This window comes from Mycobacterium sp. NGS67 (genome assembly GCF_059812185.1).
The window spans coordinates 1-619 of the sequence record NZ_JCALCF010000086.1; the positions used below are offsets into that span (position 1 = coordinate 1).

Consider the following 619-nt stretch of genomic DNA (forward strand, 5'->3'; position numbering starts at 1 on the left):
CGTTTCCACCGTGGGTGGTGCGCCGTTGGAAGTGGTCAGGCGATATGTGGAGAACCAGAAAGTCGCCGCCGCGCGCCAGGGGAAGGTGGCGTAGCGGTGGCGCACCGGTACCGGCTGTATCCCACCGGTGAACAAGCGGCGTTTATGCTGGCCAGGCACTGTGCTGATGCCCGTTATGTGTGGAATCTCGCTGTGGAGCAGTTCAATTGGGGCCGTGCCGGGCGGTCCGCGCCGGGACCAGCTGCCCGGCAGAAACAACTCGCCCAGGCGCGGCAAGCGTTCGAATGGCTAGCGGCCGGGTCGTCGTCGGTGCAGCAGCAAGCGTTGCGGGACTTCGACCGCGCCGCGGCGGCGTACTTTGCCGGCACCCACCGGCGGCCGACATGGCGCCGCAAGTTTTTCGACGAGGGATTCTGTGTCCGCGATAGCCGCGTCGAGCTGATCAATGGCAAGTGGGCGCAACTGTTTGTACCCAAGCTCGGGTTCGTGAAGTTGCGGCTGTCCCGCCCGCTGCCGTCCGGCAAACTGGGCATGGCCCGGATCACCTGTAAGGCGGGCCGCTGGCATGTGGCGTTCCCTGCCCCACAACCGTCGGTCGCTGCCACGCAGGACAGAGATG

General features: G+C 66.1%; 1 protein-coding gene. It reads left to right on the top strand.

The features are described 5' to 3' along the window. Positions 1-96 precede the first annotated feature (96 nt). A partial coding sequence (locus AC5Y4D_RS27340; RefSeq protein ID WP_500038780.1) for an RNA-guided endonuclease InsQ/TnpB family protein occupies positions 97-619 on the top strand: 523 nt, incomplete at its 3' end.